The sequence below is a fragment of the Rhodoferax sp. AJA081-3 genome (assembly GCF_017798165.1).
Lineage (GTDB): Bacteria > Pseudomonadota > Gammaproteobacteria > Burkholderiales > Burkholderiaceae_C > Allorhodoferax.
The window spans coordinates 3,868,654-3,883,012 of record NZ_CP059068.1; the positions used below are offsets into that span (position 1 = coordinate 3,868,654).

At 61.8% G+C, this 14,359-nt stretch carries 14 protein-coding genes; 13 read left to right on the forward strand and 1 reads right to left on the reverse strand.

The annotated features are described in order from the left end of the window. Positions 1 to 12: 12 nt before the first annotated feature. Positions 13 to 909 carry an EamA family transporter RarD gene (gene rarD, locus HZ993_RS18180; protein WP_209394134.1) on the reverse strand — a complete coding sequence of 299 codons (897 nt, stop codon included), beginning with the start codon at positions 907 to 909 and terminating at the stop codon, positions 13 to 15. A gap of 107 nt (positions 910 to 1,016) precedes the next feature. On the opposite strand from rarD, the gene gcvA reads away from it, so the two are divergent. The 13 genes from gcvA to HZ993_RS18245 all read left to right on the forward strand — a co-directional run bounded on the left by gcvA (position 1,017) and on the right by HZ993_RS18245 (position 14,350). Further along, positions 1,017 to 1,928, forward strand: coding sequence for a transcriptional regulator GcvA (gene gcvA, locus HZ993_RS18185; protein WP_209394135.1), 912 nt, complete (start codon positions 1,017 to 1,019; stop codon positions 1,926 to 1,928). 373 nt (positions 1,929 to 2,301) lie between these two features. Further along, a complete protein-coding gene (gene argB, locus HZ993_RS18190; protein ID WP_209394136.1) occupies positions 2,302 to 3,192 on the forward strand; it encodes an acetylglutamate kinase in 891 nt (296 codons plus the stop codon). A gap of 59 nt (positions 3,193 to 3,251) precedes the next feature. Next, a complete protein-coding gene (locus tag HZ993_RS18195; protein WP_209394137.1) occupies positions 3,252 to 3,977 on the forward strand; it encodes a response regulator transcription factor in 726 nt (241 codons plus the stop codon). A 20-nt stretch (positions 3,978 to 3,997) separates the two neighbouring features. Beyond that, complete coding sequence (locus HZ993_RS18200) at positions 3,998 to 5,452, forward strand: sensor histidine kinase (RefSeq protein ID WP_209398583.1); 1,455 nt, start codon at positions 3,998 to 4,000, stop codon at positions 5,450 to 5,452. Between the two features lie 39 nt (positions 5,453 to 5,491). After that, complete coding sequence (locus HZ993_RS18205) at positions 5,492 to 5,815, forward strand: type II toxin-antitoxin system Phd/YefM family antitoxin (protein ID WP_209394138.1); 324 nt, start codon at positions 5,492 to 5,494, stop codon at positions 5,813 to 5,815. Further along, a complete protein-coding gene (locus HZ993_RS18210; RefSeq protein ID WP_209394139.1) occupies positions 5,812 to 6,222 on the forward strand; it encodes a type II toxin-antitoxin system VapC family toxin in 411 nt (136 codons plus the stop codon). Before HZ993_RS18205 ends, HZ993_RS18210 begins: the two co-directional genes overlap by 4 nt. A gap of 76 nt (positions 6,223 to 6,298) precedes the next feature. Beyond that, the gene (gene slmA, locus HZ993_RS18215; protein ID WP_209394140.1) at positions 6,299 to 7,003 is read left to right on the forward strand and encodes a nucleoid occlusion factor SlmA; all 705 of its coding nucleotides are present in this window, start codon (positions 6,299 to 6,301) and stop codon (positions 7,001 to 7,003) included. 140 nt (positions 7,004 to 7,143) lie between these two features. Continuing rightward, complete coding sequence (locus HZ993_RS18220; protein ID WP_209398584.1) at positions 7,144 to 7,833, forward strand: TetR/AcrR family transcriptional regulator; 690 nt, start codon at positions 7,144 to 7,146, stop codon at positions 7,831 to 7,833. Between the two features lie 37 nt (positions 7,834 to 7,870). Continuing rightward, positions 7,871 to 9,667, forward strand: coding sequence for an acyl-CoA dehydrogenase C-terminal domain-containing protein (locus HZ993_RS18225; protein ID WP_209394141.1), 1,797 nt, complete (start codon positions 7,871 to 7,873; stop codon positions 9,665 to 9,667). 55 nt (positions 9,668 to 9,722) lie between these two features. Then, entirely contained in the window at positions 9,723 to 10,157 is a 435-nt protein-coding gene (locus HZ993_RS18230) for a DUF2147 domain-containing protein (RefSeq protein WP_209394142.1), read from the forward strand. 24 nt (positions 10,158 to 10,181) lie between these two features. After that, positions 10,182 to 12,581, forward strand: coding sequence for a 3-hydroxyacyl-CoA dehydrogenase/enoyl-CoA hydratase family protein (locus tag HZ993_RS18235; protein WP_209394143.1), 2,400 nt, complete (start codon positions 10,182 to 10,184; stop codon positions 12,579 to 12,581). Between the two features lies 1 nt (position 12,582). Next, positions 12,583 to 13,119: a DUF4442 domain-containing protein gene (locus HZ993_RS18240; protein ID WP_209394144.1), complete on the forward strand. Its 537-nt coding sequence runs from the start codon at positions 12,583 to 12,585 to the stop codon at positions 13,117 to 13,119. A 37-nt stretch (positions 13,120 to 13,156) separates the two neighbouring features. Further along, positions 13,157 to 14,350: an acetyl-CoA C-acyltransferase gene (locus HZ993_RS18245; RefSeq protein ID WP_209394145.1), complete on the forward strand. Its 1,194-nt coding sequence runs from the start codon at positions 13,157 to 13,159 to the stop codon at positions 14,348 to 14,350. The last annotated feature ends 9 nt before the right edge of the window (positions 14,351 to 14,359 follow it).

The window sequence follows — 14,359 nt, forward strand, 5'->3', positions numbered from 1 at the left end:
CACGCGGAGTGGTCAGGCCACGCCGCGGGCCTGCACCAGGCGCACGCGCCTGCTATTGACCAGGCCCTCCAGGCTGTACACCACCAGCGCCCCCCAGATCAATGCAAAACCGACCAGGCGCGGCAGCTGCAGTGACTCGTTGAACACGGTCACGCTCAGCAGGAACAGGATGCTGGGCGATACGTATTGCAGTATGCCCAGTGTGGTCATGGGGATGCGGCGTGCGCCAGCGGCAAACAGCAACAAGGGGATAGCCGTCAGCGGCCCGGCAATCGCCAACCAGCCCAAGGCGCTGGCATTCGCTTGCAGAAGCACACTGTCACCCTGTGCCACACCGTAGACCAGGTAGGCCAACGCAAACGGCGCCAGCATCATGGTTTCCAGCGTCAGGCCCTCCAGCGCGCCCAGCACCGCCACCTTGCGCAGCAGGCCGTAGAAGCCAAAGGTCAGGGCAAGCGCCAGCGCCACCCAGGGCAGCCGCCCGGTCTGCACGGTTAGCCACACCACACCCAGCGCCGCCAAGGCCACCGCCATCCACTGGCCGCGGCGCGGGCGTTCACCCAGAAAGGCGTAGGCAAAGGTAACGTTCACCAGCGGCAGGATGAAGTAACCCAGGCTGGCGTCCAGCACGTGCTGGTTTTGCACCGCCCATACATAGATCAGCCAGTTGCTGGACAGCAGCAGGGCCGACAGCGCAAAGGCACCCAGAACCTTGGGCTGGCGCACCACCTGGCCTATCCAGGCCCAGCGCTTGAGCACCAGCAGGAGCAGCACCACAAACAGCAGGGACCACACGGTGCGGTGCATCACCACCTCCAGCGCGGGCACGTCGGCGATTTGCCGAAAATACAGCGGGAACAGGCCCCACACCATGTAGGCAAGGGTGGCGTAAATGATTCCAGGGTTCATGGGTGTTTGGCTTCCAGTAGCGGGCAATGGTAGGGCGCCGATACCGGTTTGCAAAACGATAAAACTTTGCATATCTTGCTACTTATCCTCACATTAAGATGTTGCGAATGAACGCCCTGCACCGTTTGCCCAACCTGTCCGCCCTGCGCGCCTTTGAAGCCGCCGCACGGCACGAGAACTTTTCACGCGCCGCGGAAGAAATCCACGTGACACACGGTGCCATCAGCCACCAGGTGCGGGCGCTGGAGGCCGAGCTGGGTGTGCCCCTGTTCACCCGCAACGGCAAGCGTGTGGCCATCACTCCGCAGGGCCTGCGGTTTGCGCAAACCGTTCGCAACGCCTTTGAGGACATTGCCGACGGCGTGCAGCAGGTGCGGGCCCACTCCCAGCAGAAGCGGCTGACCGTGTCCTGCCTGCCATCTTTTGCCGCCCGCTGGCTGGCGCCGCGCCTGGGCAAGTTCATCGAGGCCCACCCCGATACCGAGCTGGTGTTGCAGTCCAGCGGCCAACTGCAAGACCTGGTGCGCGATGGCATCGATGTGGGCATCCGTTTTGGCAGCGGCCAGTACCCGGGCATGGAGGTGGAGTTGCTGATGGGTGACTCTTACTACCCGGTGGCCAGCCCGCGGTACCAGGGCGGCCAGTTACCCAAGAGCCCGGCGCAACTCAAAGGTGCGCGCTTGTTGTTGTCCGACGAGCCCTGGGCACCGTGGCTGCAGGCGGCCAAAGTGGCCATGACCGAACCCACGGGGGGAGTGCGCTTCCAGGACATGTCGTTTGTGATCCGCGCTGCGCTGGATGGCGAGGGCATAGGCCTGGTGCGCCATGTGGTGGCCGAGCAGGAGATTGCCCAGGGCAGCCTGCTGCGCCTGTTTGACGTGGCGGTTAAATGCGAAAGCCAGTACTACCTGGCCTACTCGCCGGGTGCGTCGGAAAAGCCCCAGGTTGCGGCTTTCCTGGAATGGCTGCGGGGGGAGGTTGCGCGGTTCAAGGCCCAGGCTGGGGATTTGGTGGCTTAGGTTCTTGTCGTTCGTTCATCCTATGGGGCATTGATGTGGGGGTGTAGCAGTCGGGTAGCGGGTTTTGCTCCGTGTCCCCCGCGCCCTTTGGGCGCTCCTCCTTTAACTGCGCAAAACCCACTGCCCGACCGCTACACGCAGTTTGGCGTGCGGCGCGCGCAGAGGCAATGGTTCGAGCATCAGGCTTGGGGTGGCCGTTTTGCGCAGGTAAAGGAGGAGCCCGAAGGGCGGGGGACACGGAGCAAAACGGCTGCCCCATGCCTGCTGCGGGCAAGCAGCCAAAAACGTCGTCGGTTTTCGGTCAGCTTCGCACGCGTACGATGCGGCACAATCCCGTCAATCTCCCTGCAACCCCACTGAGCGACACCAATCCATGTCCGACACCACCCACATTGCCCCCCGCGACAAAGCCGAAATCCTGGCCCAGGCCCTGCCCTACATCCGCAAGTACCACGGCAAGACCATGGTTATCAAATACGGTGGCAACGCCATGACCGACCCGGCCCTGCAGGCCGACTTTGCCGAAGACGTGGTGCTCTTGAAGCTGGTCGGCATCAACCCGGTGGTCGTGCACGGCGGCGGCCCCCAGATTGAAAACGCCCTCAAACGCCTGGGCAAAAAAGGCGAGTTCATCCAGGGCATGCGTGTGACCGACGCCGAAACCATGGAAGTCGTGGAGTGGGTGCTGGGCGGCGAGGTGCAGCAGGACATCGTGGGCCTGATCAACCAGGCCGGTGGCAAGGCCGTGGGCCTGACCGGGCGCGACGGCGGCATGATACGCGCGCAAAAACTCAAGATGCTGGACAACACCGACCCCAATGTGGAACACGATGTGGGGCAGGTCGGCGATATCGTCAGCGTGGACCCCAGCGTGGTCAAGGCCCTGCAGGACGACGCCTTCATCCCCGTCATCAGCCCCATTGGTTTTGGCGAGAACAACGAGAGTTACAACATCAACGCCGACGTGGTGGCCGCCAAACTGGCCACCGTGCTCAAGGCCGAAAAACTGATGATGCTGACCAATATCAGTGGTGTGCTGGACAAAAACGGCGAGCTGCTGGCCGACCTGACCGCGCGGCGCATCGACGAGTTGTTTGCCGACGGCACCATCAGCGGTGGCATGTTGCCCAAGATTGCCGGTGCGCTGGACGCTGCCAAGAGTGGTGTCAACGCGGTGCACATCATCGACGGGCGTGTGCCCCACGTGTTGCTGCTAGAAATATTGACCGACCAGGCCTTTGGTACCATGATCCGATCCCATTAGGATTGCTATTGTTGTTATAGCGATATAGGTCCATTTCACGAGGGCTGGAGGCCAATTTCATGCGACTCTTGTTGGTGGAAGACGATGTCATGGTGGCCAGCGGCATCAAGCTGGGGCTGACGGGCGCGGGCTACGCGGTGGACTGGGTGGGCAGCGCCGAACGTGCGCTGGAGGTCACCCGCTCCGAGGCCTTTGATCTGGCCGTCATCGACATCGGCCTGCCCGGCATGGACGGTCTGGAGCTGACCCAGAGCCTGCGCAAAGAAGGCCATGCCATGCCGGTGCTTATCTTGACAGCGCGTGACGCCCTGCAAGACCGGGTGCAGGGGCTGGACATGGGCGGCGACGACTACATGGTCAAACCGTTCGAGTTGCCCGAGCTGTTGGCCCGCCTGCGCGCACTCTTGCGCCGCTCACAGGCCGCTACCTCGGCCACGCTGAGTTTTGGCCCGCTGGAGCTGGACACGGCGTTACGCCAGGCCAGCGTACGCAGCCCGGATGGCGCCAGCCAGCCCATCGAGCTGGGCCCGCGCGAATGGACGGTGATGGAATACCTGATGCTGCAGGCCCCCAAACCGGCCAACAAAGACAAACTGCTACAGGCCCTGACTGGCTGGGACAAGGAAATCACGCCCAATGCGGTGGAGGTCTACATCTCCCGCCTGCGCGGCAAGCTGGAGCCCCACGGCCTGGCGCTGCGCTCCATCCGCGGCTTTGGTTACCGGCTGGAGCTTTTGAACCCGCCCACGGCAGCTGGCCCTGCAGCACCTGCACCCGCTGAGTGATGCCTTCTGCGCAAGTCGGCATGGCTTCGGGTTTGCAGCGGCGGCTGCTGCTGTTGCTGCTGGCGCCCCTGCTGCTGCTGGCGGCGCTGAACACGTGGTTTGACTTTCGATCCGCCGACAGCGCCGCGCTGGAGCAAGACCGCCAGCTGCTAGCCATGGTGCCCATGATGGCTGCGTCTGTAGTGGCCCGCGGCGCCACCGACGACGCGCCACCGGTGCTGCTGATGGCCCCGCCACTGGAAGACTTTTTAGCCCAACGCCCTAGCCTGTCCGCCTATGCCTTTGTGGCCCGTGAAGGCAGCGTTCTGGTGGGCGACAGCTGGCTCAGCGGCATGCCACCGGCCACTGGAGAGCCCGAGTTTTCCAGCCAGGAGTTTGACGGCGTGACCTACCGCATCGTCAGCCAGCGTGTGCACACCGTGGCCGGTGACCTGGTGCTGCGCCTGGCCGACGGCTCGGACCCGCGCCAGCAGTGGCTGCGTCTGTTGTGGCTCAAGGTGGGCTTGCCCAACCTGGTGCTGGCGGTGGCGGCCTTTTTTGCGGTGAACTGGGCAGTGCGCCGGGCACTGCGCCCCTTGATCGAGTTGAAAGAGGCGGTGGAGAGCCGTTCGCCCCGGGACCTGTCGGCGCTGGACGCCGAGGGTTCGCCCGACGAGGTGCGCCCGCTGGTGCTGTCGCTGAACCGCCTGTTCGACCTGGTCAACGCCCAGGCCGAGAGCCAGCGCCGCTTTGTGGCAGACGCAGCCCACCAGTTGCGCACACCACTGGCCGGCCTGCAGGCCCAGGTAGAGGCTTGGGCGCAGGCGGTGGGGGCCACCGCAGCCAAGGCCCACCCCGAACATGTCTATATGGAAAATAGCCATCTAGCCCCCGCAGAACTTGAAGGTATCGCTATCACTTTGGAAGCAAGCCAGGTTTTCAAGTTGCGCCAGGCGGTGCGCCGTACCTCACAACTGGCCAACCAGCTGCTGGCCCTGTCACGCGCAGACGCCCGCAGCGCCAACACCCAGGCCATGCAGCGGGTGGACCTGCGCCAACTGTGCGAGATGCTGCTGGAAACCCACCTGGACGCCGCATCCGCCAAGGAAATGGATCTGGGGCTGGAAGCCGTGGACGTGCATGCGACCGGCCACGAATGGCTGCTGCGCGAGCTGCTGGGCAACCTGTTGGACAACGCCATCCGTTACACGCCACGCGGTGGCGCCATCACCCTGCGCTGCGGCTGGGCGCAGGAGCCCGGCATGGATGCTGCCCAGCCCTTTTTGGAGGTGGAAGACAACGGCCCCGGCGTGCCGGTGGCCGAGCGCACCCGCATGCTGGAGCGTTTCTACCGCCTGACCGGTACGCAGGGTGAGGGCAGTGGCCTGGGCCTTGCCATCGCCGAAGAAATCGCCCGCGTGCACCACAGCCATTTGCAGGTGCTGGATGGGCATGGCGGGCGGGGCTTGCGGATGCGGTTGAGCTTGCCGGCATAGTCTCGTAAAATCAAACTAGTTCAATAAACTAGTCATATCATGCAAACGCCTCCTACACTATCGCCAGCAAATGCTTGGCGACTGCAAGACGCCAAGGCGCAATTCAGCGAGTTGGTGGACAACGCCATGCGTGGCGTGCCCCAGCACGTCACGCGGCGTGGAAAACAAGCCGTGGTGGTGCTGTCGGAGGCAGATTTCGAGGCACTGCAGAGAAATGCGGCCGCCAAGCAACCCAGGGGCCTGATCGAACACTTGCTGGCCATTCCAAAGACGCCCGTGCCTTATCAGTCCAAAGAGCGCACGGTAGCGGACGCAGAGTTCCCCCGCCTTGACCTGCAGCCACGGGAGATTGACTTTTCATGATCCTGCTCGATACCGTGGTTCTGTCGGAGTTGCGCAAGACAAAGCCGAATGCCAATGTGACAAACTATCTCAAAGCGCAGGCCGAAGGCACCACATTCCTAAGTGCCTTGTCGATTGGTGAAATTGAAGCTGGCATTGAACGTCAGCGCGGTCACAATCCCGCGTTTGCGGACGAACTGGCGCAATGGTTGGTGGCATTGGAGCTGCAGTTCTCACAGTACATATTGCCGGTGACCCCTGCGATCGCCAAACTATGGGGGCGGCTGTGTGTGCAGACCGGTAACAAGGGGATAGACAACCTGATCGCTGCAACCGCGCTATGCCACAACCTCAGCGTTGTCACGCGCAATACCAAACACTTTGAACCTACGGGTGTTCGGGTGTTGAATCCGTTCGACGCGCAGTAATCAGCGTCGATTGGTGTGCGTATTAACCCTTGCCACCCCTATGCGAGAATGATTTATCACCATCGCTTTGTGCACCATGCCAGACGCCCTTACCCAGTCCCCTGAGCCATTAGAAGACCAGGCAGCAGCCGGGCAGGCGTCCGACGCGCTGCCTGCGCCCGCCACCACCACCACCCGCAAACGCCCCAAGCCCGGCGAGCGCCGGGTGCAGATCTTGCAGGCCCTGGCCAGCATGCTGGAGCAGCCCAGTGGTGAGCGCATCACCACCGCCGCACTGGCGGCCCGGCTCGATGTCAGTGAGGCGGCCTTGTACCGCCACTTCGCCAGCAAGGCGCAGATGTTTGAAGGCCTGATCGAGTTCATCGAACAAAGCGTGTTCTCGCTGGTCAACCAGATCGTGGAACGTGAGCAGGCAAATGCCGATGGCGCGGCCGATGTGGGCCAGCGCCAGGCCGCCAAACTGATTGCCATGGTGCTGCAGTTCGCCGAGAAAAACCCCGGCATGGCCCGCGTCATGGTGGGGGATGCGCTGGTGTTTGAGAACGAACGCCTGATCGCCCGCATGAACCAGTTCTTCGACAAGATAGAAGCCACGCTCAAGCAGTGCCTGCGCGACGGTGCCGCGTCTGATGCCTCGGCCACGCCCACCGTGGACGCGCAGGTGCGTGCCTCGGTGCTGGCGGCTTTTGTGGGGGGGCGTCTGCAGCGGTTTGTGCGCTCAGGCTACAAACGCCTGCCGTCCGAAAACCTGGAAGCCAGCCTGCGGGTGCTGCTGGGGTAAACCCATGCCCGGTTTAGAAAACCGGCTCTAGACCACAAAAAAATTTCCCGGCGCGGGGTGTAATGCATGCAGAATAGCACGATCGTTCTATTTTGTAGTACATTGCGTCCATATCTATCGCGTCACTCTCCGCCAAGCTGATCCGCAAAGCCCGCCCGGCCGAAGCGCGCGCCGCCGCTTCTGCGGCCGGCAAGTCCCCCTCGGGGCGTGCCCTGCAAAAGGGCCAGCAAACCAAGCTGGCCATTGTGGATGCCGCGCTGAGCCTGGCCACCCAGATTGGCCTGGAAGGCCTGAGCATCGGCGCCCTGGCCGAGGCCACCAATATGAGCAAGTCGGGTGTTTTCGCACACTTTGGCTCGCGGGAAGAACTGCAGATCTCGGTCATCCACCAGTATTTCGCGCTGTTTGAGCGTGACGTGTTTTATGTGGCCATGGAGCAGCCCCGCGGCCTGCCCCGCGTCAAGGCCCTGTTTGCCAACTGGATGAAGCTGGTGGCCGAGGAGATCCAGGCCGGCTGCATCTTCATCAGCGGCGCCGTCGAGTTTGACGACCGCCCCGGCCCCGTGCGCGACGCGCTGGCCACATCCGTACAGACCTGGCTGGCGGCCATGAACCGCTCCATCGTGCTGGCCAAGGCCTGCGGCGACCTGCGTGCCGATGTCGACGAAGAACAAATGGCGTTCGAGATCCACGGCCTGATCCTGGCCCTGCATTACGAAGCCCGTTTCCTGAACAAGCCTGGCTCGATAGAGCGTGCCAACAAAGGCTTTGAAAACATCCTGGCGCGTTACGGTGCCAAGACCCCATCCACTTCCAAATCCACAACCTGATTTTTTCCGAATCACTGTTCCACAAGGAGTTATCGATATGCCTACATACACCCCACCCCTGCGTGACATGCAGTTTGTGATGCACGAAGTCCTCAAGGTCGTGGACGACTTCAAGCAAATCCCGCAACACGCCGAGATCGACGCCGACACCATCAACGCCGTGCTGGAAGAAGGCGGCAAGTTCGCCTCGGAAGTGATCTTCCCGTTGAACATCTCCGGTGACGCCGAGGGTTGCACGCTGGACACCAAGACCCACGCGGTGACCACACCCAAGGGTTTCAAGGAAGCTTACAAGACCTATATCGAAGGCGGCTGGGCGGCTCTGGGTTGCGACCCCGAGTTTGGCGGTCAGGGCCTGCCCCTGGTTGTCAACAGCATGTTTTATGAAATGCTGAACAGCGCCAACCAGGCTTGGACCATGTACCCCGGTCTGACCCACGGCGCTTATGCTGCCTTGCACACGCACGGTACCGACGAGCAAAAGGCCACCTACCTGCACAAGATGACCAGTGGTGAGTGGACCGGCACCATGTGCCTGACAGAACCCCATTGCGGTACCGACCTGGGCCTGATGCGCACCAAGGCCGAGCCCCAGGCGGACGGCACCTACAAGATCACCGGCAACAAGATCTTCATCAGCGCCGGTGAACACGACATGGCCGACAACATCATCCACCTGGTGTTGGCCCGCCTGCCCGATGCGCCTCCCGGCATCAAGGGTGTCAGCCTGTTCATCGTGCCCAAGTTCAATGTGAACAAGGACGGTTCTTTGGGTTCACGCAATGGCATCTATTGCGGTGGCCTGGAGCACAAGATGGGCATCAAGTCCAACGCTACTGCCCAGATCGTCATGGAAGATGCCATCGGCACCATGGTCGGCCAGCCCAACAAGGGCATGCAGGGCATGTTCGTGATGATGAACGCCGCCCGCCTGGGTGTGGGCAACCAGTCCCTGGGCCTGACCGAAGTGGCGTTCCAGAATGCGCTGGCCTATGCCAAAGACCGCATCCAGATGCGCAGCCTGTCCGGCCCCAAGGCCAAGGACAAGGCGGCGGACCCCATCATCGTGCACCCCGATGTGCGCAAGATGCTGCTGACAGCCAAGGCCTATGCCGAAGGTGGCCGTGCGTTGCAGGCCTTCTGCTCCATGCTGCTGGAAAAAGAACACGGCCACCCGGACGAAAAAGTCCGCAAGGACTCGGGCGAAATGTTGTCCATGCTGACACCCATCGTCAAAGCCTTCCTCACGGACAACGGCCACATCTCCACCAATGCCTGCATGCAGGTGTTTGGCGGCCATGGCTTCATCAAGGAATGGGGCATGGAACAGTTTGTCCGCGACAACCGCATCAACCTGATCTACGAAGGCACCAACACCATCCAGTCGCTGGACCTGCTGGGCCGCAAGATTTTGGGCAACAACGGCGCCACGCTGAAGAAGTTCGGCAAGCTGGTGGGCAAGCTGGTGGAAGAAGAAGGCGTCAACGAAAAGATGGCCGAGTTCATCACCCCCATCGCCATCCTGGGTGACCAGATGACCAAGTTCACCACCGAGATTGGTTTCAAGGGTTTCCAGAACCCCGACGAAGTGGGCGCTGCTGCGGTGGACTATCTGCGCGTGGCAGGCCATCTGGTGTTTGGCTACTTCTGGGCCCGCATGGCACAGGTGGCTCTGCGCGAAATCGCAGCGGGCAATACCGACCCGTTCTATGGTGCCAAGTTGCAGACAGCGCGCTTCTACTTCAGCAAGCTGTTCCCTGAAACCGCAACGCTGATGCGCACTGCACGGGCAGGCAGCAAGGTTCTGATGGATACCGATCTGGCTCTGGCCTGATACCGGTTCGTTTTGCCGGATTGTTTGTTCGATTCAAGAAAATAGAGGAGTCCCCATGTTGCGTACCGTCATTGCAGGTCTGGTGTTTGGTTTCAGTGTCTCGGCCATGGCCCAGATGTCGCCTGTGGGCGTATGGAATTCGGTAGATGACAAAACCAAGGAACTGAAGTCCGAGATCGTGATCACCGAAAACGCTGGCGTGTTGAGTGGGAAGATCTCCAAACTCCTGCGCAAGGACGCCAAGCAGGACGACGTGTGCCGCGAGTGCACCGACGACCGCAAGGACAAACCCCTCATTGGTCTTGAGATCATCCGTGGCGCCAAGAAGGCGGATGGCAAAGACGTGTGGGAGGACGGCAAGATCCTTGATCCTGAAAACGGCAAAACCTATGCCTTGCGTATGACCCCTATCGAGAACGGATCCAAGCTCGAAGTGCGCGGCTCCATTGCCTTCTTTGGACGGACCCAGACCTGGGTTCGCGCCAAATAACCTCTTACTCAGAGAGATATATTCATGTCCCGTTTCCAAGTCAGAAAAGTCGCCGTGCTCGGCGCCGGTGTGATGGGTGCGCAAATCGCCGCCCATCTGGTCAATGTCAAGGTGCCGGTGGTGCTGTTCGATTTGCCGGCCAAGGAAGGCCCGAAGAACGGCATCGTCACCAAGGCCGTCGAGGGCCTGAAAAAACTCAAGCCTGCACCCTTGGGTGTGGCCGAAGATGCGGTGCTGATCCAGCAGGCCAACTACGAAGAGCACATGGATGTGCTCAAGGAATGTGACCTGATCATCGAGGCCATTGCCGAACGCATGGACTGGAAGCTGGACCTGTACAAGAAGATCGCACCCTTTGTGGCGCCGCACGCCATCGTGGCGTCCAACACGTCGGGCCTGTCGATCACCAAGCTGAGTGAAGCGCTGCCCGAAGAAATCAAGCCACGCTTCTGCGGCATCCACTTCTTCAATCCACCCCGCTACATGGCACTGGTGGAACTGATCAACACCCCCACTACTCAATCGCAGGTGCTGGATGATCTGGAAGCTTTTGTCACCAGCAACCTGGGCAAGGGCGTGGTTCATGCCAAGGATTCGCCCAACTTCATCGCTAACCGCGTCGGCATCGCTGGCATGTTGACGACGATGAAAGAGGTCGAAAACTTTGGTCTGACTTTTGATGTGGTCGATGACCTGACCGGCAAGAAGCTGGGCCGCGCCTCCAGCGGCACCTTCCGTACCGCCGACGTTGTGGGTCTGGACACCATGGCCCACGTCATCAAGACGCTGCAGGACACGCTGAGCATTGAGACCGATCCGTTCTACGCCAGTTTTGCCACCCCTGAGGTGCTGAAGACGCTGCTGGAAATGGGCAACCTGGGTCAGAAGACAAAAGCCGGTTTCTTCAAAAAGGTCGGCCGTGATGTGCTGCGCTTTGATCTGGCCAGCAAAGAATACGTGCCTGCCGGTGAAAAGGCCGATGAGGTCTATGGCCGCATGCTGAAAAAGCCTGCCGCTGAGCGCCTGAAGCTGCTGCGCAATGCCGAGGGCAAGCAGGGGCAGTTCCTGTGGGCTATTCTGCGCAACAGCTTCCACTATGCCGCCATCCATTTGGCATCGATTGCCGACAACGCGCGTGATGTGGACTTCTGCATGCGCTGGGGCTTTGGTATGCAGCAAGGCCCGTTCGAGCTGTGGCAAGAGGCCGGCTGGCTGGAAGTGGCCAAGATGGTCCAGGAAGACATCGATGCGGGCAAGGCGCTGTGCAAAGCACCGTTGCCCAAGTGGGTGTTTGAAGGCCCTGTCGCGGAGCGTGGTGGTGTGCACCAGCCGGAGGGCTCGTTCAACCCCACCACCGGCAAGTTTGTTGCACCACGCAGCCTGCCCGTGTATGCCCGCCAGCACTTCCCCGAAAGCGTGCTGGGTGCGAATGCACCTTCCGCCACAACGGCTGGCAAGACGCTGTTTGAAGACGAATCGATTCGCCTGTGGACGCTGGACGATGAAGTCGTCATCGCCAGCATCAAGACCAAGATGCATGCCATCGGCCCCGGTGTGGTCGAAGGTCTGCTGGCCGGCCTGGACATGGCCGAGAAGGATTACAAGGGCCTGGTGGTCTGGTCTCCCGATGACATGTTCTCCGCGGGTGCCGATCTGCAGTCCATGTTGCCCGCTTTCATGATCGGCGGCGCTGCCGCCATCGACGGCGCCGAGCTGGAGATGCAGCAGGCTATGCTGAAGTTGCGTTACTCCAATGTGCCGGTGGTGTCTGCGGTGCGCGGCCTGGCATTGGGTGGCGGATGTGAATTGGCCGTATATTCCAGCCGCCGCGTGGCCGCCATGGAAAGTTACATCGGTCTGGTGGAAGTCGGAGTAGGCCTGGTTCCCGGTGCCGGTGGCCTGACCTACATCGCCCGCCGAGCGGCCGAGAACATGGCCCTGTCCACCTCCAAGGACTTGCTGCCGTTCCTGACTGAAGGTTTCACCGGCGCCGCTATGGCCAAGGTGGGCACCAGCGCGCTGGAAAGCCGCAAGCTGGGCTACCTGCTGGACAGCGATGTTATCGTGCCGCACAAGGACGAGCTCCTGTTTGTCGCCATCAACGAGGCCAAGGCCTTGTTTGCTGGCGGCTACCGCGCGCCGCACAAGCGCCTGTTCCCGGTGGCCGGCCGCAGCGGCATTGCCACCATCACGGCACAGCTGGTCAATATGCGTGACGGTGGTTTCATCAGCGGACACGACTTCCATATCGGTAAGCTGATCGCCGAAGTGGTGTGTGGCGGCCAGGTGGATGCCGGCACCCTGGTCAGCGAAGAATACCTGATGACATTGGAGCGCAAGGCCTTTACCTCGCTGCTGACCAACGCGAAGACGCAGGAACGCATCATGGGCATGATGTCCACCGGCAAACCGGTGCGCAACTGATATGTCCACGACCGCTCGTCCCAACCGCCTGGCACGCACGCTGGCCCAACTGGACCGGGTGCCTGCACCGCTGCGTCCGCTGGTGCGCAACCTCGTGTTGCGCCGCGCCGTGCCTTTTACCGGTACGGCACGCCTGGACTTTGCCGTGATGACGCCTGAGAAGGTGGAGATTGGCATTGCCAACCAGCGCCGGGTGCAAAACCATATCCAGGGCGTGCACGCCGCTGCGATGACGCTGTTGGCCGAAACGGCCACCGGCATGGTGGTCGGCATGAATGTGCGCGACGATTGCCTGCCCCTGGCCAAGGAACTCAAGGTGCAGTTCAAACGCCGCACCCAGGGCGACATGCGCGCCGTGGCGCAGTTGACCGCCCAACAGCGCCAGCAGATGCAGACACAGGACAAGGGCGAAGTGGTCGTGCCGGTGACCGTGACCGATGCATCGGGCCAAGAGCCTATCCAGTGTGAATTCATCTGGGCCTGGGTGCCGACCGCCAAGAAGGCGGCCACCACCAAGACCCGCAGCGTTCCGGCCTGATGCCGGGACCCACCCAGAACCGTTAAGGAGTTACTCCATGAAACAAGTGCAAGACGCCTACATTGTTGCTGCCACCCGCACGCCCATCGGGCGCTCCGGCCGCGGCTACTTCCGCAACACCCGCCCCGACGAACTGCTGGTGGCTGCCATCCGCAGTGCCATGCTGCAGGTGCCTTCGCTGGACCCCAAGGCGATTGAAGACGCCATCATTGGCTGCTCTTTCCCTGAGGGTGAGCAGGGCATGAACATGGCCCGTATTGCCACCGGTCTGGCCTTTGCCAATCCGGTGGGCGGCGTCACCGTCAACCGCTTCTGCGCTTCCGGTGTGACCGCGATCCAGATGGCCGCCGACCGCATCCGCGTGGGCGAGGCCGATGTGATGATTGCCGGTGGAGCCGAGTCCATGAGCATGGTGCCCATGGGTGGCAACAAGACCTCGTTCAACCCCGCAGTGTTCGAGCGTGACGAAAACATCGGCATCGCCTACGGCATGGGCCTGACCGCCGAGAAGGTGGCTCAGCAGTGGAAAATTTCGCGCGAAATGCAAGATGCCTTTGCGCTGGAGTCGCACCTGCGCGCCGTCAAGGCCCAGCAGGCCGGTGAATTCACCGACGAAATCACCCCCTTCGACGTGATTGAACGCACACCCGACCTGGCCACCGGTGAGGTGCGGAGCAAGACCCGCACCGTGAGCCTGGACGAAGGCCCCCGCCCCGACACCACGCTGGAAGCCCTGGCCAAGTTGAAGCCGGTGTTTGCTGCGCGCGGCAGTGTCACCGCCGGCAATAGCTCACAAACCAGCGACGGCGCCGGTGCGCTGATCCTGGCCAGCGAAAAGGCGGTCAAGCAGTTTGGCCTGACGCCCTTGGCACGTTTTGTGTCGTTCGCCGCACGCGGCGTGCCGCCCGAGATCATGGGTATTGGCCCTATCGAGGCCATTCCCGCCGCGCTGCGCTACGCCGGCATCAACAGCCAGGACATCGGCTGGTACGAGCTGAACGAAGCCTTTGCTGCACAGTCCTTGGCCGTTATCAATACTTTGGGTTTGGACCCTTCCAAGGTCAACCCCATGGGCGGTGCCATTGCCCTGGGCCACCCCCTGGGCGCTACCGGTGCTATCCGGGCCGCGACAGTGGTGCACGCCTTGCGTCGCCATAATCTGAAGTACGGCATGGTGACCATGTGTGTGGGTACGGGCCAGGGCGCTGCAGGGATTTTTGAGCGCGTCTGATCCCATCGG